Here is a 20,119-nt window from a genome sequence, read left to right as displayed (position 1 = left end):
TCGAAAAGTCAAGAGGGCAAAATATCAGGGTTTGATGTCTGACAACATCTGATTGTAAAAAGAAAGCAGCTGTGGGTTTTTTTCACTGGCTTTTATGGTTTTGAGCCTTTCCAGCAGTGTTTCGGCGTAGGCCTGTTGCTCTTTTTCTTCCGCCTGCTCAAAGGCTTTCCGCATTTCATTTAGCCCGCGGGTGGCTCCAAATTTAATCCATGGGGAAGTGCTTTCTCCGAGTGCGAGGGCATTCAGATCGTCCGCAACGTCCTTTGTCGTTTCCAGGTCGCTGTTGACAGCCAGTTCCACGTAGGCATCCATAAAGTAGATGGCAGAAAAGCCGCTAACTTCAGTCAGGTTGTTTTTGAAGAAAGGCAGGTATTTGGCGTCACCTGTGCTGGCGTACAACTCCCCAACCGCCAGGAGGATATCGCTGGAGGAGTGCTGCTCCAGGTCACCCGCGATTTCCAGGGCGGCCTCCGGATCAACGACCGTGAGGTACTGCAGCGCAGCTCCAATCACGCTGTAGGCAGCGTCTTGCTGAATAGATTGCTGAGCAAGGCTGACGGCGCTTGCATCCTCCAGCTCAGCCAGCATAGAGAAAGCCATGGCACGAACCTCAGAATGAGGGTCTTCGCTAGCCATTTTTGAAAGCACCATGCTTGCATCAGCAGCAGATTCCGGCGAAAGGTTTTGCAGGGCAGCTACCCGGATGGCCCAAAACGGGTCTTCCAATGCAGCGGTCATGACTTGCTGTGCCTCCGGGCTCTGCTCGCCACGCAGTTCAAGCACGGCCTCATAACGGTCCAGGAAAAGCGGGGCATTCTTATACTGAAACAGGTATTGTGCTGAAGATTTATTGTCCTGTATTTCTGCCAGCAGGACCCGATCTGCATCAAACTGCATCAAAGCGGGTGCTTCTTCCAGCTCGAAGGTGAACGTTTGGGTACGCTCGTTCACCATAACTTCGTGCCGTACCTTTTCACCGTTGGCTTTGTAGATATCGATGGCGGCAGGCAGCTGAAAAATGGCAGGCATAATTTCCGGATCCTGTATTTGTTCTACGGTTACATTCGCTTGCCCGGTTGCTTCATTGAAGTCGTAACTGACAGACAAATCCGGGTGACCCTGCTCAAAGTACCACTGGTTGAAGAACCAGTTGAGGTCCTGGCCCGTCACTTCTTCAAAGGCCAGCCGCAGGTTGTGGGCTTCCACTGCGGTGTAGGCGTTATCGGTCAGGTAGAGGTTGAGGGCGGCAAAGAAGGCATCATCGCCTACGTAGTTGCGCAGCATATGCAGCACCGAACCGCCTTTGTTATAGCTATGGGCATCAAACATATCCTCCTTGTCTTCGTACCCAAAGTGGATAAGTGGGTGGAGATTGCCTTGTGCGGAACTTAGATAGCCCGACCATTCGCCCAACAGATGGTGATCAGCATAGTCCCGGCCGTATTTGTGCTCAAACCAAAGGTACTCGCTGTAGTTGGCAAACCCCTCGTTCATAGTCAGGTTAGACCAGCTCTCGGTGGTCACCAGGTCGCCAAACCAGTGGTGGAACAGCTCGTGCGCAACGATACGGTCGTTGCCATTGTCGATGAGCTCGCGTTGATGGCGCTGTACAAAATCCCCGAATATAACAGCGGTGGTGTTCTCCATAGCGCCGGAAACATAGTCGCGCACCACCACCTGTGCATACTTTTGCCAGGGGTACTTTACGCCTAATATATCCGAGAAGAAGGAAAGCATTTCCTTGGTATGGGCAAAAATGGCTTCAGCATCCGCCTCGTATTCCGGTTCAACGTAGTAGGTCACCGGCTTGCCTTCCCAGGTATCTTCCACTACAGCAAACTCCCCAATGGCCAACATGAAAAGGTAGGGCGCGTGTGGTTGATCCATTACCCAGTGCCAGGTTTTCATGCCTGCTTCCTCCTCCACGCTTTCCAATACGCCATTCGACAGCACCTCGTATCGGTCCTCCACAGTGACGTACATTTCCTGCGTGGTGCGCTCATTCGGCTTATCAATAGTTGGGAACCAGCGGGAATTGTGCTCTGTTTCCCCCTGCGTCCAGATTTGAGTAGGTTTGTCCGGGTCTTCATCCCGGGGGTCAATAAAGAACAACCCCTTATCGGAAGTGATGGCTGAACTGCCACCAGATGCTGCCGGCGTAGCAATATATTTGATCTCCAGGGTGTATGCTTCTCCTTTTTTATAGGTTTTCCCCAGGTTGATTTTCACCTGACGCCCATCGTAGTCATACTCCAGATTGCTGTCACTGTTTTTCAACCGGATGTGTTCGAATTCAAAGCCTTTGGCATCGAGAGTGACCTCATCAGAAGGATAAAAATAGGGGGACAGTGTAAGCTTAGCCACGCCCAGAACCTGCTCTGTTTCCCAGTCAAAATGCAGATCAAGGATAGTATGCATCAAATCATGCGTACGGGTATGGCTGGCCCGGTAGGTGGGCAGGGTGTAATTTTCCGGCTCTTGGTCACGGGATGCAGAGACGAACATGGTATCCAACTGCCGGAACTCCGTTTCCATTAAAGGCTCTTCCGCTGGCTGTATCGCTTTTTGCTGGCTGCCGCAGCTCCCTAACAGCAATAGCGCGCTGCCAATGATTAAGGTTCTTAAAATAGACATGTATGGTTGTGTTTTACAATACAAATAGATGCACCATGCTGAAATACAACAGCAGTACATTCGCTTCCTGTAAAGGTAAAGGAATCAGAAGTTAACAGCGCTTAAGTACCCCTGTAACGTAAAAATTGGCAAGATAGTCTCCCTTTCTTAAATCAACCAGCCAGCGGCTAAGCGCTTTCTTTAGCAGCCACTTCTGCCAGAAAATCCTGCAAGTGGCCATTGAAGACCTCCGGGTGCTCCATCATTGGCGCATGCCCGCATTCTTCTAAAAAGACCAGGCGGGAATTTTCGATTAGCTCATGGAACTTCTCCCCTACGAAGGCCGGCGTAATATTGTCCTGACGGCCCCACACCAAAAGCGTGGGTGCCTCGATCTGATGGAGTTTATCCCCAAGGTTGTGGCGTACGGCTGACTTAGCAGTGGCGATCACACGAATGGCTTTGTTGCGGTCGTTGACAATATCGAAAACCTCATCCACCAATTCTTTTGTAGCCACTTCAGGCCGGTAGAAAGTCGCTTCCGTTTTGGTTTTGATGAAGTCATAATCGCCCCGCTTGGGAAAGCTCGTCCCCATTGCACTTTCAAACAAGCCTGAACTACCGGTGAGAATGATTGAACTGATCTTGTCCGGCTGGGCCAGTGCATACAGCAGTGAAATATGCCCACCGAGCGAGTTCCCAAGCACGTTCACCTTATCGTATTCTTTATAGTTAACGAAGTCCACTACATAATCGACAAGCCCGGTGACGGATACTTTCCGGATGGGAAGTTCAAAAATAGGGAGTATGGGCACGATGACGTTGTGCGTTTTCTGAAAATGCTCAATGATGCCCTCAAAGTTGCTTAGCGCGCCAAAAAGCCCATGCAGTAACAGAAGGTTTGGCCCCTCACCCTGGGTCTCAATGTACTTAAACTTACCTTCTTCCTTAATCCGGTGTTCCATTTAACTATTTCTGGTTAGACAGTAATATAGGCACAAAAATAGGTAATTACAGAGAAATAGTCCTTTTTTGGGACCTGAGGTATGTCATGCGATAATACTTAGCAAAAACAAAAGGGCTATTTTATTGTGGCTTTACACCCAATAAGCAAACAAACAGCCCGGGATGACGTTCCACTTTTGAATTTACATGACCAACCTGGTAATTTTCTAACCCCTTCAGCAATTATTCTAGCCCCTGTCACCAATCAAATCATAGTATTTGTAAAATATTACAAGCTTTTTTTACCTTTGACCCATGTAATTCGTCCATTGAGCGGGCAAACGTTAAAACCAATATAATTCACTAATCAAACCAAACGAACATGCGTCTGATAGTAAAATTACTGATCTTCACACTTGCCATTGGCGCGCTGCAGTCTTGCGTTTCTAAAAAGAAATATGACGAACTGGCAGCCGCTAAGGAAGCTACTGATCAAGCACTCGCTGAAACTCAGGCTAAAGTGAAAACCCTCGAAGAGGAAAAAGCAGCACTTCAGGAAGAGTTTGAAGCTACAAAAGCAGAAATGGAAGGCAAAATTTCTGACATGGAAGGCAAAATGGCAAACATGGAAAGCCAGATGTCTCAAGTGCAGGAGAAGCTGAACATGACTGAGAAAGAATTGAGCGCCATCAAAGAAGAAATCAACGGTATCTTCGGTGCTTACACAGACTCTGGCCTGAAAATGGAAGAGCGTGACGGCAACCTGTATGTCGTAACTTCTGAGGCACTTAAGTACCGCAGTGGTTCTACTGCACTGAACGCTGATGAGCGTGGTGCACTGGAAGAGCTTGCGATGACGCTGAAGAACAATCCTAAGCTGCAAATGATGGTAGTAGGCCACACTGACGACGAAAAGATGATCGAAGGTGCTGCTTACCGCGACAACTGGGACCTGAGCGTTGCTCGTGCCAGCCGCGTTGTACGCTACCTCATTAGCAAAGGTGCTAATCCTGATCAGCTGACTATCGCAGGTGCAGGTGAGTACGAGCCAGTAGGTGACAACGAAACTGCTGAGGGCCGTGCTGAAAACCGCCGTACTGTAATCCAGCCTAATGCTAAGCTGGGTGGCCTGATGAAAGCGGGTAACTAATCCGGACTTTCTAAAAGCCTTAAAGTAAAAGACGAAGCCGGTAGTGCCCTTTTGGACCTACCGGCTTTGTCATTTCTAAGCGCCTCTGTTTTAATTCCTCATTACTATATCATTCCGCCGAAAGCTTACCAACCCGGTGAAAACGCCCAATGCATTGGCTGTGCCCTCAAGGCTGGAAATCACAGGGCTCGGCTGCCCAAAAGGGTTGCCATTCGCCGCCGCTGCTCCGTCAACGCTCTCCAAAAACGTCGCGTAGTCTTCAGAAATATGATACAGTGTGGTAATTAGGGTGTCTCCTACCTTGTAATTAAACCCGGTGCCAAATGCGATGGTACTGTCTTCCACCAGCCGGTCATCGGTAACAAAGTCCTGTTCCGGCAGGCTATCCAGCGAATTGAGCTGCAGCATGCGCCGGTAAAAATTGTCCGTATTCGGATTGTCCGTAAAGTAAGTCAGCGCCCGGGCTAAAGTATCGCCGGGATTCCCCGTTTCCGGAAACTCAATCACGACACTATCAATTTCCACTTGTGGCAGCAACCGGGTCTCAGCCCTGATGGTTTCCCCATTGGGCAAGGTGATATTCAACTCGAAGGGCAAATCGCTCTCGGTGGGCACCAGGTCGTTTGGGCCCGCAGCGTAGTTGTAAATTTTCTGGGTTGTGGGGTCAAACAGCAGGGTGTTTTCCAACTGATAGGTCACGCCATCGTGGGTAATGCTGACCTCTGCACTGTCCAGCAACAACTCTTCCAGCAAATTATCCAGTGATGGCAAAGGGGCAAAGTAACCTGCACTTAGCGTGAGGAGCAGGCGGTAGCGTTCGCCGGGTTCTACGTAAGCCTCGAGCACTGGCCGGACCTCATACTCGGGCAGGTCTATTTCGACTTCCTGCTCCAGGTTGCAGGCGCTGAGGGCGATCAGTCCCATCAATAATTTGACATGTAATTTATTCATAGCACTAAAGATTCGTCAGGTGATAATTAAAATTTAAAATTCCAGGTCAGTGAAGGCAGGATTGGGAACAGAGAAACTTGATTGGCAGCAATCCGGGTAGGGATATCAATTCCACCCGTAGTGGGCTCTTCCCCTTCGAATTCAGGCTCAAAGAAAATGAAAAAGGCATTGCGGCGGTCATAAGCATTGACTACACTAAGTGTGAGGTCGCTTTCTCCCCACTTTGGGAAAAATTTATAGACCAGCCCAAGGTCAAGACGATGGTAAGCAGGAAGGCGATAATTGTTCCGCTCCCGGTAATCAGGCACCACTGCTTCAAATCCAGCCCCGGGCACATCCTGAAACGTAAACCGGCCCGGAGGCAGCCACGTCAGGTCGCCTGAACCGTAAACGAAGGTTGCAGAAGCCGTTAAACGCTTGCTGATTTCGTAAAGTGCGACGACAGAAATATCGTGACGGCGGTCGTAAATGGGGTTGAAAGGACCAAAACCTTCTGATTCCTGTGCGAAGCGGCCGTTGGGATCAAGGGTTTCAAAGTTCTGCAGGCGGGTCAGCGCCAAGGTATAGCCAATCCAGCCGGTGAGCCGTCCTTCTTTCTTTTCTATGCTAAACTCCATACCGTAGGCACGCCCCTCTCCTACTGCGAATTCGTCCTCCAGCTCATCGTTGACAAAAATCTGCGCGCCATCCACAAACTGCAGCTGATTGTCCAGCCATTTGTAGTACAGCTCAAAGTTCAAAAAGTACTTGCTGCCGAGCAGATAGGATGCACCCGTAGCCACCTGATCAGAACGTTGCGGCTGCACGCGCTGAGTGGAAGGGTACCAGATATCGGTAGGCAGGGCTACACCGGCGTTCGCAATCAGGTGCAGGTACTGGTACATACGTGCGTAGCTCGACTTCAGCGCCCAGCGGTCTGAAAGTTTGTACCGTGCAGCTACCCGGGGTTCCAGCCCCACATACGTTTTGCCATCATTATTAAATCCGGAAAACCGGAGCCCGGCATTGACGCTCAGGGCCTCCGAAAGCTCCATTTCGTCAGAGACGTAGGCGCCAAATTCCACCCCCTGAAACTCCTGCCCAGCTGAGAAGCTGACCACTCCGTCATCGCTACCAGCCTGCAGGCGGCCTACCGTGAAGGTATGGTGCGTCGCCATTGCGCCAAAGCGGATGGTGTGCTGATTGTTAGCGGCATAAAAGAAGTCCGTTTTTAGGTTCGCATCGGCAATATTGGAGCCCAGCCCAAAGGAAAAGCCTGTGATCCGATTGTTGATATTGTACTGATAATCTGAATACGTAAAAGTGGTATTCGCAAACAATTTGGGATTAAAGACGTGGTTCCAGCGCGCCGTGCCCGTAGCATTCCCCCAATCGAAGTCAAAATTGAAAAAATCACTACTGAATCCAAAGACATCCCGCCCAAAGTAACCACTCAGGAAGAGGCGGTCCTTGTCGCTCAGCTGGAAGTTGACTTTCGCGTTCAGGTCATAGAAGTAATAATCCGGGATGGGCGAAAAATCTTCGTTGTCTTCATTCGCCCGGTTGACCTGCCGCGTCAGCAGATCCACATAAGTACGGCGGCCGGAAACGATGAAGCTGGATTTGTCTTTCTGGATAGGACCCTCCAGTGTCAGGCGGGAGGAGATGAGCCCCAGCCCACCGGAACCGGCAAATTTCTGATTGTTGCCGTCCTTAAGCTTGACATCAATGACAGAAGAAAGGCGGCCACCGTATTCTGCCGGAAAGCCGCCTTTGTAGATTTTGAGGTCTTTAACTGCATCCGTGTTGAAGGTGCTGAAAAAGCCGAAAAGGTGATTGGCGTTGTACACCACCGCCTCATCAAGTACAATGAGGTTTTGGTCCTGCGCCCCGCCCCGCACAAACAGCCCGGTACGCCCTTCGCTGCCTGAGGGGATGCCCGGCTTCAGTTGGATCGTTTTTAGGATATCGCTCTCGCCGAGGAGCACCGGCACCAGCTTGGCTTCACGTGTGGTAATCGCTTCCACGCTCATTTCCGTAGAGTTGATTTGTTCCTGAAAAGAATTGGCTTTGACCACCACTTCATCCAGCTGCACGCCCGTCGTCAGGTTGATGTTGAAAGTAGTATCCTGCCGGGGTAACAGGTTGAAAGCCTGAGACTGAAAGCCCACATAGCTGAAAACGACTTTCAGGGTGTCGCCAGTGGGTACAGAAAGCGAGTAAAACCCATAGGCATTGGAAGAAGTACCGAGGCCTAGCTCAGGTACTGCCACAGTAGCACCAATGAGGTCTTCCCCATTCTCACCATCCTTGATGTTACCGCTTATGGTGACATCCTGTGCCTGAACGAAAAGGGTAAAGAGTAACCCGGGAAACAGGAGTAGCAATCGTATCATGGAAAAACAATTGTGTAGTTGAAGGTGCAAATGTACGAGCGCGCCAGCGATTGGCTTGATTTAATCAACCAATGGAGGTTTAAATCCGGCCACCGTATCATTTTGCTCAACTAAGTAATCCGGTAACGACTACGAATTGTTTTGAAGAACACGATAAATTTTGTGCAAGTCCCGACAGAGGTTAATCTTCGTCCTCCGTCAGCACCTCATCTTCCCCTTCAATATCGGCTGGCTTTTGCAGGTCCCTCATCGCATTTTCGTGCAACTCCAGGTACTGTTTCCGGTTGCGGGCAATGTCAATGGCATCATATACGGCCTGCCGGAAAGAAGCTGGATCCGCTTCGTCTTTGCCCGCAAGGTCGTAAGCCGTGCCATGGTCCGGAGAAGTGCGGATGTGCGTAAGGCCAGCGGTGTAGTTTACACCATTGCCGAAGGAAAGCGCTTTGAATGGCGTCAGCCCCTGATCGTGGTACATCGCCAGTATGCCATCAAATTTGGTGTGGTGGCCGGCACCGAAAAAGCCGTCTGCCGGAAATGGCCCGAGTACCATCATGCCTTTCTTTTTGAGCTCTACAATAGCCGGGCGGATGAAAGCCTCTTCTTCTGAGCCAATCACGCCCCCATCACTTGCGTGCGGGTTCAGGCCCAATACAGCAATAGTGGGGCGCTCTATGCCAAAGTCTATGCGGAGGGACTCCTCCATTACCTCCACTTTGCGCTTGACCACATTCTTATCGATAGCATCCGCTACATCCCGTAGCGGCAAGTGGTTAGTTGCTAAGCCAATGCGGAGGCCATCGTTGACCATAAGCATCAGGTGCTCGCCACGGTCGAGTTCGCGCGCCAGGTATTCAGTATGGCCCGGAAAGGGGAACTGCGCGAGCTTCATCGCTTCCTTGTTGATCGGAGCAGTGACAAGTGCATCAATTTCTCCAGCTTTTAAGGCTTGAGCGGCGGCTTCCAGGGAGCGGCCAGCGTACTGCCCTCCCAACTCCGTTGCCTTGCCCAGAGTGATGTTGACATTTTCGTTCCAACAGTTCACCACATTGAGCTTACCCTCCTGTGGCCGGTCGCCCGGGCGGAGAGCATGAAACTCGATATTGCCTTCGATGATGTTCTTGTGATAAGAAACGACCTTGGAGGATCCGTACACCATAGGAGTACACTGATTGAACATTTGCCCGTTGAGGAAAGTCTTCAGGATTACTTCCAGTCCGATGCCGTTGATATCGCCTATGCTCAGGCCTATTTTAAGTTTGCTCATTCCTGCAGTTGTGATTTATCCGTGCTGTCTTCGCTCTTCCGCTTCATCGTCGTACCTTTAGGGCACAACAGCACAGCGGTGAGAGACTCACCGAAATGCAAAAATATAAATTTTATTCACCAATAGCAGCCCTCATTTGAAAGCGAAGAAATCCTACGGCCAACACTTCCTCAACAGCGAGCCTATTGCGGAGCGCATCGCACTAAGCCTGCAGCTCGGGGGCGAAGCATATAACAAAATGCTGGAAGTGGGCCCGGGGCGGGGCATGCTGACCAAGTACCTGCTGCAGCGCCCGGAACAGCTCATCGTGGTGGAAGCAGACCGCGACATGGTCCTGTACCTCAATAAACACTACCCGGAACTAAAGGGGCATATTGTAGAGGGCAATTTCCTCCGGGCAGACCTGCCAGCCCTTCAGCAAGAGGATGCGTTTGGGTTGATCGGCAACTTCCCGTACAATATTTCTTCCCAGATCTTATTCAAAATGATCGACAACCGGTCCTACATCCCGGAAATGGTGGGCATGTTCCAAAAGGAAGTGGCTGAACGGGTTGTGGCCGGGCCAGGCAGCAAAACCTATGGCGTGATCAGTGTACTTGTGCAGGCTTATTATGAAGGCGAGTACCTGTTCTCTGTGGGCAAAGGGAATTTCACACCGCCTCCTAAAGTTGAATCGGCTGTGATCCGCCTTACCCGCAAAGCCGATCAGGACCTGGGCTGCAACGAGCGCACCTTCCGGGTAGTGGTGAAGCAGGCGTTCAGCCAGCGCCGTAAAATGTTGCGCAACACGATGAAGAGCCTGCTCAAAGGGTCGCCCCTGCTACAGGAGCCCTTGTTCAGTGAGCGCCCGGAGCAATTGGGGCTGGATGATTTTGTACAGCTCGCCAGATGGGTGGAAGACTGGCAAAATACCTAGTCGATTGAGCTGCAAATGCCTGGCCACCTAAAGTGCAGCATTTGCAGGGGCTTCAGGGGCAAGAAACCTAGCAAGTAATTCGGCCTGGTCGCACCAGGATTGAACTTTCCGGACCAAAAAATGATTGACAAGCAAAACAGAACTATAATATGAGCCTTGAAAAGACCATCATGACGGACCTCAAGAACGCCATGAAAGCCAAAGACCAGGCTGCCCTGCGCGGCATCCGGGCTATCAAATCTGCCATCCTGCTGGAAAAGACAAGTGGCTCCGGCAAGGAAATTACAGAAGCAGATGAAATCAAGATGCTGCAAAAACTCGTCAAGCAGCGCAAGGATTCCGAGCAAATCTACCTAAAGGAAGGCCGGGAAGACCTCGCCGCCAAGGAAGCCGAAGAAATTGAAGTCATTCAGCGCTATCTGCCTGAGCAAATGTCAGACGAGGAGCTGGAAAAAGAAGTGAAAGCCATTGTAGAGGAAGTAGGCGCCACGTCTATGAAGGACATGGGCAAAGTCATGGGGCTGGCTTCTCAGCGCTTTGCAGGCCGGGCAGAAGGCAAGGCTATTTCCGCTAAGGTGAAAGCTATTTTGGGGTAAGGGCTTCTCGAAAAAGAAGTTTTCCAATTGGGTTTTGCTTTGATGAGAGACAAAACCAACCATCGGGCGGGTTTTGGGGCTTATCAAGGCAAAAGCTATCAAGCAATTGGTCCCGATAATTATCGGGATTGCCCCACTACTTAATTCCCGGGAGATGCTTTACCACCGTCCTTATTCAAGACTAACAAAAGCAATTACAATGGGTCAAAAGATGTTCATCGAACCTATTGATGGGCAGATTTTGATCAGAGCGTATTTGAACAGGAAAAGATAACTCCGATGGGAAGAGATAGGAATATGGAACCGGACAATGGGGCTTTAACAACGCCCATGAATGCTGATAATAAAGAATTCAAGGAACTGCAACAGTTCTTGAAGAAAAGAGCGGATGAATTGGATGAAAAGCAACGACTGCAAATTGAACTTTTCGCATTACAAATAAAGATTGAAGATTATTTGGACGCACACGAAGATGAAGACCATATTATAGGAGTTGGTGAGTTCCTAAGATTGTATATCGACAAATTAGGGTTGAAACAAAATGAGCTTGCAAGGTATATTGGATTAGACCCTACTAATTTTAATAAAATATTATCGGGAAAACGCAAAGTCAATTTTGAGCTATCGTTTATGTTGAGTCAGATTTTTAACCTGGATCCAAAAACCTGGATACTGATTCAGGTCAAGAATGAATACTTAGAATTGAAAAGAGATAAGTTAAAAAACTTCAAAAAGTATAAGCTGGAGGATTTGATTAACACATAAAAGAGAAGAGGCAGCACTGCACATACCCTATATACGGCAACACTTCAAAAATGTAAAATCCCCCATCCAGACAAGTGCGCTGAATGGGGGATTTCTAGTGGAAAAAAGAGTCTGAAATCAGGCATTTACTTTTCCACAAACTTTTCCACATTTGTTAGCTGCTGGTTTTCAGCACTTGATAATCTACAAATAAAACGATGCTTAAAAACAACAATGCACCTGCCTGATGATACACGCCAAGGCCGACCGGAACGGTGCCCACGCAGTTGATCAAAGTAAAGATGCCGAGGCCAACTTGTATTATCAACATACTTACCAACAGGTACAAACCAGTACGGAAATGCGCCGTGGTTTGCGCTTTAAGCCCGCGGTAGGCCAACCACAAAACCAGCGCCGTTAGTACATATGCCGTGGTCCGGTGCAAAATTTGTACCAAAGCAGGCATAAATAGCGTGGCATCATAATCCACAAAGTTTTCCACAGTCCAGTTGGAAGCAGCGAGCAAAACCTCCGGCACCGCCACGCCATTCATATCAGGCCAGGTCGGGAAATAAAGCCCGGCTTTCATACCCGACATAATGCCGCCCAGGATGATCTGTATTGCGGCAAGGGCAGTGATGGCAATGGCCCCCTTTTTCAACATTTTATTGTGGATTACTTCCGGATTGGGCTGCATGACCTTTAAAGTGGTCCAGAATAAATAGCTGAACAGGATCAGCGCCAGCGACAAATGCATCGTCAGTTTGTAGGCATTCACCCAGGGGCGGTCTATAAGCCCGCTAGCCACCATAATCCAGCCGAAAGAGGCCACAAGCGCGGCCAGCAGGAAGACAACGCCCAGACGTTTTAAAAGTGGCTTATCGACCATGCCGCGCGCTACAAAGAACCCGAGGGGGATGATAAAGACAAAACCCATCAGCCGCGCCCACAGCCGGTGGATGTACTCCCAGAAGTAAATAAACTTAAAGTCGCTCATCGACATCCCTTCATTGATCTTCTGGTACTGCGGGGTAGCACGGTATTCGGCAAACTCCATTTCCCAGGCCGCTTCATTCATGGGCGGCAGGGTGCCGGTGACGATTTCCCACTTGGTGATGGACAGGCCCGAGCCGGTCAGGCGGGTGATGCCGCCTACGACCACCTGCACGAAGATCATAAACAGCCCGATGCACAGCCAAACCTTTACCGCAGCAGGGTACCCTTTTTTGGGGGTCGGGATGGTGCGCCGGGACGAAGGCGGTGTTGTTACTGCTTCCATTTTCTATTGCTTTATAAAGTAGAGCACTGCGCTCCAAATCGTATTTTCAAATGGGGAACAAATATACATCCAATTGTTTGGCCATGCAGAAGTAAACTAAATGGAAGCTGATCCCCTTTAATAGTTTTTATTATCAATTTTTTTAATCTCTCTTATTATCATCAGCAGTGTGGAAAGGTGGATAAAAATCAATGTAAATTATAGGTTAATCCATTGTTAACACCAGGCCTTTGGAGTTTACACTTATTTTGCACATCGCTTATTGTTGAGCTATCAGGAGTTTAGGTCACTTGTCCACACCCTGTTTATAAGCACGGGCCTCAGTAACTTTTATTTCCACAATCCCTTCAGCGGCCTTATTGGAATGTCGAAAACGGATGTGGATATCCCCAGAACATCCTATATATAACGCAAATCGACATATGGCAAATGACCATTCTTGGCCAGTGTGGGCCATTGGGGCAGTTACTAAGGCCGCGGCCCACAATTGATGTGGAAAAGCGTTTTGGTGAACCCCTGGTTTTCTTACCTTTAGGCAGGAGCTGAAATGTGGGTGTGGAAAACCCTGGAAACAAGGCGGCCCAACGCTGTGTTCCAATTTCAATACCTTGTCCAACGATCTGAAATAGCATAACCATGTGGATAATCGTGGATAATGCCGGAACAGTCTGATAAAGTGTTTTTTACAGCCCCAGGTGCCAACCCTATAGCCAACAAAAAAATGCAAACATGTGCGGACGTTTCTCATTTGTGACCTCTCCTGAGAAGCTCAGGCAGCAGCTGGGCGATATTGAGACCGGAGAAAACCTGAAACTGAGTTTTAACATCGCCCCAACGCAGCATGCCTATGTGCTGACGAATGAAGAGCCCGGCCGGCTCAACTACTACCGCTGGGGCCTTATTCCGCACTGGGCAAAGGACAGCAGTAATGCTTCCAAGCTGATCAACGCACGTATGGAGGGCATTGGCGCCAAGCCTTCTTTCCGGGTGCCTGTCCGCAAACGGCGCTGCCTGGTTATCGCGGATAGTTTTTACGAATGGCGCACCGAGGGTAAGCAGAAAACGCCCTTCCGGATACTGCCCCAAGATGATAGCCTGCTTGTGATGGCTGGGATATGGGACATCTGGTACGATGGTGACTATCCTGTTAAGACCTTTTCCATCCTTACGGCGCCTCCTAATGCCGAAGTTGCGCCCGTTCACAACCGCATGCCCCTGGTCCTGCCCAAGCCCAAGAATCAGCAGCGCTGGATTTCCGACCTGAGCGTAGAGGAGGTGATGGATATGCTGCAGCCGCCACCGGATGGCCTGCTCAAAAAGTATCAGGTATCCGACCGCGTGAACAACGTGCGCAATAATACGCCCGACCTGCATGAGAAGGTTGGGGAACAGGGGCGGTTATTTTAAAGCTTGCCTATCTGTATATCACTACTTTCACCGTTTTTGCTGCACCTTTTTCATCGCTTGTCCGGATGAAGTAAAGCCCGGGCGCCCAGCCTGAAGTTTGGATGATTACAGGATGAATCTCTGGTACTTGCGTATGCACCCATTGCCCCTGTGCGTTGAAAACATCCACTTTCCGGATATTCAACCCCTTTGCCTGCAGTTCAAAATAAGCGCTGGCGGGATTTGGGAATACCTTGACTTCCTTTCCGCTACCGGGTGCCTCATGAGCCGGTACGGGGGCCATTCCGTTGGCAAAAATGCGCAGGGTGCGGTCGTGCTCATGCAAGGTGACCAGGTCCGGAACCGTGCTGAAAACAGGGGCGTGAAGGGCTACTGTGGCATACCCCAAAGAATCAAGCGTTATCGATTGGAAATCCAGGCTGTTCAGGTCAGCCGGGCCCATTAGCCAATACAGGGAAGTCGTCTGGCCGGGATTGAGGGCAAGGAAAAACAGGTCCCTCTCTTCATCTCCATTGAGATCAGCCGAAAAAAACCGCCCGGTATCTGTGCTGAAGGGAAGGTCAAGCAACAAGGTATTTGATAGTGCTCCGGGTGGGTCGTGCTCCCAAAACCGGATTTCAGAAGTAAAAGAAGCGACAAGCTCTGGCATCCCATCTCCATTGATATCAAAGGGCGCAGGCAATTCCGGTGCTCCGGTGCCTGCAGGGGTGAGTGGAATCGCTTCATCAAACCCATCTCCATTCCACCGGTGCAGGGTCACCTGATCAAACGGGCCAACAGGGCGGGCTATGAGATCCTTGCTACCGTCCCCATCCCAGTCATACAGCATGGCAAAGCGGTAACTTGGCGTGGTGCTTACCGTTACACGCTCACCGAAGTTTCCACTCCCCAGGTTCGGGTAATAAATTACCGCATGAACGCCACTGCTGGCAATAATATCAAGGTCGCCATCCCCGTCCATATCGTTAGGCAAAAGGAAAGGCAGAGCATATTGCTCCTCATCAATCGTGTGCTCTTCCCAGATCTCGTTACTTTGCTCCATCCAGTAGACCCGCCCGTCAGGCAGTGGACGGGATTCGCTCACCAATAATTCGAAGTCTCCATCTTCATCAAAATCGCCGCCGCTAATGTAGGCGGGCAGCGGGAGGTTGGCCCGCTCAATGTGTACAGACCGGAGGGCACCTGCTTCTTGTCGGAAGCTGAAAATGGTATTCGCGATAATATCGGAAGCGAAAAGGTCGGTGTCTCCGTCCCCATCTGCATCACCTGCTAGGAAGTGGTCAGGGATAAGGCCGGCTGGAAAATATTGGTTGGGTGACCAGCTGCCATCCGGTTGACGGGACTGATAGCCGGGGCGCAGTTCGTCTTCATAGTAAAACAGCAGGTCGGGGAGCGTGTCCCCGTCAATGGCGTGAAAATCGAACACCGCATTACTTGGTACTCCAGCTGTAAGTGGCTGTATGATACCAAATTCCAAAGGTGCCGTCTGCCTGACCCAAGACAGCCGCTCCGGTTGAAAAAATGGCGGATTGGTCAGGGTGTCCAGCCCGAAAACGATATCCGTCAGCCCATCAGCATCTACATCATGGAATTTGGAGCCCCAACTATTGGCCAGTGGGCTGCCGTAGACTGTACGCCGCTCCCAGGCACTATTAATATTGGTATAGTAAAAGATGCCTTCCTGAAAGCCCGAGCCCAATAGCTCAGGACTGCCGTCCTGATCAATATCTGCCATATCCCGGATTTGGAAATTCACATCATCAATGGGCATAAAATCACCAAATGATAAATCATCATAATTAAAGGTGATTCGGGCCGATTGCATGTTCCCCCCGTCGGGTCTAAATCGACCATAGATGTGTAGAACAGGCTGTGTAACTTCTGGCCGGAAGAAGAAGTAGGGAGGAAATTCGGCTAGCCCAATTGGCACCCGGAAAGGGGCACTGACTGCCGGGCTGTATGTCCCCGTCCCGGTCCCCATCATGATATGGAATGCAAAATCAGGTGGTACATCATTCAGAAAGCCGGTAAAAATGAGATCCGGCCAGCCATCGGTATTGAGGTCGGCGAGCTGCAGCCCTTCCATGAATTCACCTTGCAAAATGGTGATTTCCTGCCCAAAACGCTCCTGCCCCTCCAGTCCGGTGTTTTCATACCAGACCAGGCGGGAGGGATTGCCTACGGAAGCAATGACATCCGCGTCGCCATCCAGGTCATAGTCACCAGTGATTGCATCGTTGACCGCAGCCGTAGTGGGAAGAATACGGGTAAGCCCAAAGGTACCCGGCTCGGGCAGCGTCATTTGCCAGGATAGGCGGTTGGGCGATTCTGACAGAAGCACGAAGTCCTTTTTGCCATCATTATTCAGGTCTGCCGGCATAGCTTTTACTGTTTCCTGGTTAAGGGGGTGGAGGATTTGGCGGGGCGTCCACTGTGCCTGTAAGGAAGAAAGTAGAGACAGAGCGCAAAGAAGGATGAGATGTTGACGGTAGTTCATACGGGCAGATTTGGATGTTGAGTCAAACCAGAACTATCCTAAAGTTAGCCTGTTCAAACAAAAACCTTACTTAATTTATGCGAATTATTCTGCAACGTGTTAGCGAAGCATCTGTAACGGTAGACGAGAAGATCGTCGGTAAGATTGGTCCAGGGCTGCTCCTGTTTGTTGGCATTGAGGACGAGGATACGGACGAAGACCTGGAGTGGCTCGCTGGTAAGATTGCCAAAATGCGCATCTTCAGCGATGCGGAAGGCAAGATGAACCACTCGGTCAAAGACGTGGACGGCGATATTTTGGCAGTCAGCCAGTTTACCCTGCACGCCAGCGTGAAGAAAGGCAACCGCCCGTCCTTTATGGGAGCTGCCCGTCCGGAATATGCCATTCCGATGTATGAGAAGTTTATCAAAATACTCGAAATCACTTCCGGCCGTACGGTGGAGACAGGTGAGTTTGGCGCAGATATGAAGGTGCGCCTGCTCAATGATGGGCCGGTTACCATTTTCTTAGACAGCAAAAACCCTGAATAGCCCTATGCCACAAGAACTGACCCTGCGCGAAGCCCAGGCCACTGTAGACAACTGGATCAAGACCATCGGCGTGCGTTACTACAACGAGCTGACCAATACCGCTGTGCTTATGGAAGAAGTGGGCGAAATGGCCCGGCTGATGGCCCGGCTATACGGCGAGCAAAGCTTCAAGCGCCCGGAGGATGCCGAGGCTGCCCCGCAACAACTGGCAGATGAAATGGCGGATGTCCTCTTTGTACTGATCTGCCTTGCGAATCAGACCGGCGTGGACCTCACCGAAGCGCTACACCAGAACCTCGCAAAAAAGACGAAACGAGATGCCGACCGGCACGCGAATAATGAGAAGCTGAGATAAGTGCGTTACTGCTTATCAGGGATTGTAAAGTAAAAGATGCTGCCCGCTCCGGGCGTAGATTCCACCCAGATATCGCCGTTGTGGAGGTCCACAATTTTTTTGCAGTTGGCCAGCCCGATGCCCGTACCTTCGTAGTCCTGCCGGCTGTGCAGGCGGCTAAAGATTTCGAATATACGTTCCTGATGCTCCTCCGGGATGCCTATGCCATTATCTTTGACTTCAAACAGCCATGCTTTTTCCCGGCGCCGGGCGTTAATTTCTACCTCAGGTATATGGCCTTGCTTCCTGAATTTGATCGCGTTGCTGATCAGGTTCTGGAAAAGCTGCCGGAGTTCCATTGGAAACCCCTGTATGGTAGGCAGATCGGCATATTTTACCACCGCCCCGGACTCCCGGAGTATGGTATCAAAGTCTGAGAGGATTTCTTCTACTATAGCCTGGCAGCTGACCATTTCCTGAGTGCGGTTCCTGCCCAGGCGGCTGAATTCAAGAAGGCCGTCAATGAGTTTGCTCATCCGGACACTACCATCGGTGATAAACTGCAGGTATTCTTTGGCATTATCGTCCAGATGGCTCTGATATTGCCGCAGGAGTAGCCGGCTAAAGCTGCCGATGGTACGTAGAGGTTCTTTCAGGTCATGGGAGGCAATAAAGGCAAAGTTTTCTACTTCGTTGTACTTGTCTTTGAGTGCCCGGTGCTGATCCTTGATGTGTTCCATTTCTTTTTGTTCGGAAACATCAAGGACAATGCCGTACCAGGCAATTACACCATTGGCTTCCTGCTCGGGGCGCATATCAATACGGTGCCATCGGATAGTGTCTTCCGTGGTTCGGACCCTATATTCCATGTAAAACTTGGATAGCTTTTCCGATGAAGTCAGGAGGTTGTGGTAAAAAGCACTCAGGTCCTCGTGGTAGATATGGAATAGCAGCTCTTCGAGGTTATTATGTACCTGCTCGATGTTCAAATTAGGAATGAGCCTGCGGGCGCCTTCACTTAGAAAAGGCACAGAAAACTTGCCCTCAGGCGTCATCTGTAATTTCAGGATTGCACCTGGCACATTTTGGGTGAGCTTTTGGAGTTCCTGTTTGCTGTTGATCAGTTTGACCCGCTCCTCTGTGTAGGTGAGTATATTGACCAGTACCTGAGCAGAGAGGCGGAGAAACTCCATTTCCTGCTTGCTGTAAACGTGGTAGTCTTTTACAGAATCAAAGCCAACGAAACCGGTGCATCGGTCGCCCTGATACATAGGGACTGCCAGCAGGCTTTTTATGCCCTGGGGCTCCAGGACTTCACGAAGCATATTCTGAGGCAGCTCCTGTACATTTGGGATATGCATGACCTCATTGTTAAGGTGTGCGGTCAGCCAGTCCGGGAAAAAGCTCATAGGGACATCCTGTAGGTTGTCAATTTCAGGTTCGATGCCCTCGGCGCACCACTCGTAGGTATTGCTGGTGGTTTGCTTTTTGAAGTCGTAGTCAAAAATATAGACCCGGTCTGCGTTGACAAAGCGCCCGATGGTGCCCAGCGCCTGATTGATGGTCACATCGGCGTCTTCCAGTGGCTGGCTGATGTGCTGTGTGGAAATTTTGCGCAGGGCTTCCTGCATTTGGAGTTGCGCCCGCAGAGCCGCTTCGGCTTCTTTACGATCCGTAATATCGCTTACAAAGACGTACCATTCCACACTGCCGTCCTCATTTTTATGCGGCTGAGCAGTTGTGCTGATCCACTTCATGCCGGAGGGGGTGATCAGTCGCCATTCAAGTTGAAAGAGGTTGAGGTCATCAGCTGAGCGTTGTATGGCTGTTTCCAGCATAACCGTGTCTTCAGGATGAACGGCTTTCCAAATGCCTTCGGTGTTTTTAATGATCTCAGTTTCTCCTGGAATGCCAAACCAGGCTTTTATCTCCGGGCTGAGAAAGGAAAACTCATCGCTGCCATCGGGGTAGAGCCGGTATTTGTAAGAGGCCCCCGGCAAATTGGGCAGTAAATAGCTGAGGAAATCGTGCGGCAACTGCTGGTCTTTCCCATCCGGAACAGCACCCAGATACCGGTGCCCGCCGAGCATTCGCGTGCCAAGCCCCTGTTGGTTTTTCAGCACGACACCAAAGCAGCGCATTTTGACCCAGTACCCTTTGTAGTGCCGGTAGCGGACATCTCTTGCAAATTTATAAACAGGATCTTTCAGCGCTTGTGCCGCATCTGCCAGTACAGTGGGAAGGTCATCGGGGTGGACAAGCTGCTGCCAGGAAGCGGGGGTATGTTCCATGGATTCCGGCGGGTACCCTAAGGTGCGCCAAAATTGGGCATTCATCCATTCTTCTTCCGGTCGCTCCAGGTCCCAGTACCAAATGCCATCTGCTGCCGCTTGCTCAATGAATTGGAATAGCTCGGGGTTATCTGAAAAGTAAGACAGTAGCTCTGTCTCTAAATAATAGCTTTCTCGAGGCATATTTGTAATGGTACAATCAAAGTAAGCAACCGTAAATATAATAA

General features: G+C 50.3%; 15 protein-coding genes. 7 read left to right on the top strand and 8 right to left on the bottom strand.

All coding sequences use genetic code 11. From position 1 onward, the window contains the following. Window positions 1-24: 24 nt before the first annotated feature. Together MRY86_RS14945 and MRY86_RS14940 are read right to left on the bottom strand one after the other, a co-directional pair. Complete coding sequence (locus MRY86_RS14945) at window positions 25-2,634, bottom strand: M1 family aminopeptidase (protein ID WP_293567195.1); 2,610 nt, start codon at window positions 2,632-2,634, stop codon at window positions 25-27. A 167-nt stretch (window positions 2,635-2,801) separates the two neighbouring features. Continuing rightward, a complete protein-coding gene (locus MRY86_RS14940; RefSeq protein WP_293567194.1) occupies window positions 2,802-3,578 on the bottom strand; it encodes an alpha/beta hydrolase in 777 nt (258 codons plus the stop codon). 362 nt (window positions 3,579-3,940) lie between these two features. On the opposite strand from MRY86_RS14940, the gene MRY86_RS14935 reads away from it, so the two are divergent. After that, window positions 3,941-4,708 carry an OmpA family protein gene (locus MRY86_RS14935; protein WP_293567193.1) on the top strand — a complete coding sequence of 256 codons (768 nt, stop codon included), beginning with the start codon at window positions 3,941-3,943 and terminating at the stop codon, window positions 4,706-4,708. A gap of 90 nt (window positions 4,709-4,798) precedes the next feature. Here the strand turns inward: MRY86_RS14935 and MRY86_RS14930 are convergent, their stop codons facing one another. From MRY86_RS14930 to pdxA, 3 genes are all read right to left on the bottom strand, one after another. Beyond that, a complete protein-coding gene (locus MRY86_RS14930) occupies window positions 4,799-5,659 on the bottom strand; it encodes a DUF4249 domain-containing protein (RefSeq protein ID WP_293567192.1) in 861 nt (286 codons plus the stop codon). Between the two features lie 26 nt (window positions 5,660-5,685). Next, window positions 5,686-8,034 carry a TonB-dependent receptor gene (locus tag MRY86_RS14925; protein ID WP_293567191.1) on the bottom strand — a complete coding sequence of 783 codons (2,349 nt, stop codon included), beginning with the start codon at window positions 8,032-8,034 and terminating at the stop codon, window positions 5,686-5,688. Window positions 8,035-8,215: 181 nt separating this feature from the next. Next, complete coding sequence (pdxA, locus tag MRY86_RS14920) at window positions 8,216-9,298, bottom strand: 4-hydroxythreonine-4-phosphate dehydrogenase PdxA (protein WP_293567190.1); 1,083 nt, start codon at window positions 9,296-9,298, stop codon at window positions 8,216-8,218. A gap of 136 nt (window positions 9,299-9,434) precedes the next feature. Here pdxA and rsmA point away from each other — a divergent pair, with 136 nt between their 5' ends. The 3 genes from rsmA (at window position 9,435) to MRY86_RS14905 (ending at window position 11,575) form a co-directional block, all read left to right on the top strand. Beyond that, window positions 9,435-10,214, top strand: coding sequence for a 16S rRNA (adenine(1518)-N(6)/adenine(1519)-N(6))-dimethyltransferase RsmA (gene rsmA / locus MRY86_RS14915; RefSeq protein ID WP_293567189.1), 780 nt, complete (start codon window positions 9,435-9,437; stop codon window positions 10,212-10,214). A gap of 149 nt (window positions 10,215-10,363) precedes the next feature. Further along, complete coding sequence (locus MRY86_RS14910) at window positions 10,364-10,810, top strand: GatB/YqeY domain-containing protein (RefSeq protein WP_044218452.1); 447 nt, start codon at window positions 10,364-10,366, stop codon at window positions 10,808-10,810. Window positions 10,811-11,089: 279 nt separating this feature from the next. Then, window positions 11,090-11,575 carry a helix-turn-helix domain-containing protein gene (locus MRY86_RS14905; RefSeq protein ID WP_293567188.1) on the top strand — a complete coding sequence of 162 codons (486 nt, stop codon included), beginning with the start codon at window positions 11,090-11,092 and terminating at the stop codon, window positions 11,573-11,575. Window positions 11,576-11,729: 154 nt separating this feature from the next. Here the strand turns inward: MRY86_RS14905 and MRY86_RS14900 are convergent, their stop codons facing one another. Further along, on the bottom strand, window positions 11,730-12,833 hold the full coding sequence (locus tag MRY86_RS14900) for a COX15/CtaA family protein (protein WP_293567187.1): 1,104 nt from the start codon (window positions 12,831-12,833) through the stop codon (window positions 11,730-11,732). Window positions 12,834-13,562: 729 nt separating this feature from the next. Between MRY86_RS14900 and MRY86_RS14895 the strand changes: the two genes are divergently transcribed. Beyond that, window positions 13,563-14,240 (top strand): SOS response-associated peptidase, encoded by a 678-nt coding sequence (locus tag MRY86_RS14895; protein ID WP_293567186.1) that lies wholly within the window; start codon window positions 13,563-13,565, stop codon window positions 14,238-14,240. 7 nt (window positions 14,241-14,247) lie between these two features. On the opposite strand, the gene MRY86_RS14890 is transcribed toward MRY86_RS14895, so the two are convergent. Continuing rightward, window positions 14,248-16,737, bottom strand: a complete 2,490-nt coding sequence (locus MRY86_RS14890; RefSeq protein WP_293567185.1) for a T9SS type A sorting domain-containing protein — start codon at window positions 16,735-16,737, stop codon at window positions 14,248-14,250. A gap of 77 nt (window positions 16,738-16,814) precedes the next feature. On the opposite strand from MRY86_RS14890, the gene dtd reads away from it, so the two are divergent. Further along, the gene (gene dtd / locus MRY86_RS14885; protein ID WP_293567184.1) at window positions 16,815-17,267 is read left to right on the top strand and encodes a D-aminoacyl-tRNA deacylase; all 453 of its coding nucleotides are present in this window, start codon (window positions 16,815-16,817) and stop codon (window positions 17,265-17,267) included. 16 nt (window positions 17,268-17,283) lie between these two features. Further along, window positions 17,284-17,622: a nucleotide pyrophosphohydrolase gene (locus MRY86_RS14880; RefSeq protein WP_363325426.1), complete on the top strand. Its 339-nt coding sequence runs from the start codon at window positions 17,284-17,286 to the stop codon at window positions 17,620-17,622. A 5-nt stretch (window positions 17,623-17,627) separates the two neighbouring features. Here the strand turns inward: MRY86_RS14880 and MRY86_RS14875 are convergent, their stop codons facing one another. Then, window positions 17,628-20,075 (bottom strand): PAS domain-containing protein, encoded by a 2,448-nt coding sequence (locus MRY86_RS14875; RefSeq protein WP_293567182.1) that lies wholly within the window; start codon window positions 20,073-20,075, stop codon window positions 17,628-17,630. Window positions 20,076-20,119 lie beyond the last annotated feature (44 nt).

Origin of the sequence: Phaeodactylibacter sp., assembly GCF_022763345.1 — a bacterium.
In the GTDB taxonomy this organism is placed as follows: Bacteria; Bacteroidota; Bacteroidia; order Chitinophagales; family Saprospiraceae; genus Phaeodactylibacter.
This window is presented reverse-complemented; position numbering and strand designations above follow the sequence as displayed.

Excerpts from the sequence above, each read along its gene's own strand:
- MRY86_RS14945 (WP_293567195.1), bottom strand. The coding sequence starts at position 2,634 with ATGTCTATTTTAAGAACCTTAATCATTGGCAGCGCGCTATTGCTGTTA.
- MRY86_RS14940 (WP_293567194.1), bottom strand. The coding sequence starts at position 3,578 with ATGGAACACCGGATTAAGGAAGAAGGTAAGTTTAAGTACATTGAGACC.
- MRY86_RS14935 (WP_293567193.1), top strand. The coding sequence starts at position 3,941 with ATGCGTCTGATAGTAAAATTACTGATCTTCACACTTGCCATTGGCGCG.
- MRY86_RS14930 (WP_293567192.1), bottom strand. The coding sequence starts at position 5,659 with ATGAATAAATTACATGTCAAATTATTGATGGGACTGATCGCCCTCAGC.
- MRY86_RS14925 (WP_293567191.1), bottom strand. The coding sequence starts at position 8,034 with ATGATACGATTGCTACTCCTGTTTCCCGGGTTACTCTTTACCCTTTTC.
- pdxA (WP_293567190.1), bottom strand. The coding sequence starts at position 9,298 with ATGAGCAAACTTAAAATAGGCCTGAGCATAGGCGATATCAACGGCATC.
- MRY86_RS14910 (WP_044218452.1), top strand. The coding sequence starts at position 10,364 with ATGAGCCTTGAAAAGACCATCATGACGGACCTCAAGAACGCCATGAAA.
- MRY86_RS14905 (WP_293567188.1), top strand. The coding sequence starts at position 11,090 with ATGGGAAGAGATAGGAATATGGAACCGGACAATGGGGCTTTAACAACG.
- MRY86_RS14900 (WP_293567187.1), bottom strand. The coding sequence starts at position 12,833 with ATGGAAGCAGTAACAACACCGCCTTCGTCCCGGCGCACCATCCCGACC.
- MRY86_RS14895 (WP_293567186.1), top strand. The coding sequence starts at position 13,563 with ATGTGCGGACGTTTCTCATTTGTGACCTCTCCTGAGAAGCTCAGGCAG.
- MRY86_RS14890 (WP_293567185.1), bottom strand. The coding sequence starts at position 16,737 with ATGAACTACCGTCAACATCTCATCCTTCTTTGCGCTCTGTCTCTACTT.
- dtd (WP_293567184.1), top strand. The coding sequence starts at position 16,815 with ATGCGAATTATTCTGCAACGTGTTAGCGAAGCATCTGTAACGGTAGAC.
- MRY86_RS14875 (WP_293567182.1), bottom strand. The coding sequence starts at position 20,075 with ATGCCTCGAGAAAGCTATTATTTAGAGACAGAGCTACTGTCTTACTTT.